The 848-nt window shown below is 74.3% G+C and carries 2 protein-coding genes; one reads left to right on the top strand and one right to left on the bottom strand.

Going from position 1 to position 848, the window contains the following annotated elements; translation table 11 throughout:
* Window positions 1-185 precede the first annotated feature (185 nt).
* Window positions 186-383 carry a hypothetical protein gene (locus U9R90_RS36510; protein WP_411061808.1) on the top strand — a complete coding sequence of 66 codons (198 nt, stop codon included), beginning with the start codon at window positions 186-188 and terminating at the stop codon, window positions 381-383.
* A 49-nt stretch (window positions 384-432) separates the two neighbouring features.
* On the opposite strand, the gene U9R90_RS36505 is transcribed toward U9R90_RS36510, so the two are convergent.
* Window positions 433-848, bottom strand: a 416-nt coding sequence (locus U9R90_RS36505; RefSeq protein ID WP_411061806.1) for an ATP-binding protein, incomplete at its 5' end; no start/stop codon positions are given.

The following is an 848-nucleotide window of genomic DNA, read 5'->3' as shown; positions in this document are numbered from 1 at the left end:
CCGGGTCCGGCCCTCCGCCCGGCTACTTGCCCCCGGGCCCGCCGCCTGCCCCGGCTACTTGCCCCGCGCGTGGGCGAGCCGGGCCTCCAGGCCGTCCAGGACCCGGTCAAGACCGTAGGTGAAGTTGTCCTCACGGATCTGCCCCGGGTCCTTGCGCCGCTGAGCGGGACGGCAGCGGGCACCTGGTGTACGAGTTCGTGGACGGCATGGCGGGCCTCTCCCCCGCGCTGGAGATGGAACTGATCCCGGTCTCGGAGACGGCGTTCGCCGGGGCGGGCACCCGCCCGTTCGCCGAGGACTGGATGCCGGTGGTGTTCTCGGCGCTCCCCGACGGCACTGGCGTCTGCTACATCGGGATGCACGCCGCCCCTAGGGTCGCGTGACGCGACACACTCGGCCTCGGCCCGACCGCTCCTCTCGACACCCGGCCAGTCACGCGGCCAGTACGGGCGGGGACGGCGGCGGCCCCACCCGCAAGGCCAGCTCGAACCAGATGGTCTTGCCGCCCTCCCCAAACAGCGCCTGGTCGAGCGCGCAGCCGCCCCAGCGGTCGGCCATCAGGTCGAGCATCAGCAGCCCTCGCCCCCGGTCGGCATCTACGTTCGGCTCCAGGGGGCGGGGCAGCTCGGCGCTGCCGTCCATGACGCTGGCGCGCAGTACGGGGTGCGCCCAGCAGAGCCGGACGACGGCGGCCCCGTTCGCGTACCGGACGGAGTTGGTGGCGAGCTCGGACACCAACAGCTCGGCGCGGTCGGCCAGTTCACCGAGCTCGTGCGCGGCGAGGACGGCCCGGAGGGTGGCGCGGGCGATGGCGGGGGCCCGGGGGTCGCGGGGGATGGCGAGTTCGT

Source organism: Streptomyces sp. E11-3, assembly GCF_046540415.1.
In the GTDB taxonomy this organism is placed as follows: domain Bacteria; phylum Actinomycetota; class Actinomycetes; order Streptomycetales; family Streptomycetaceae; genus Streptomyces.
This window is presented reverse-complemented; position numbering and strand designations above follow the sequence as displayed.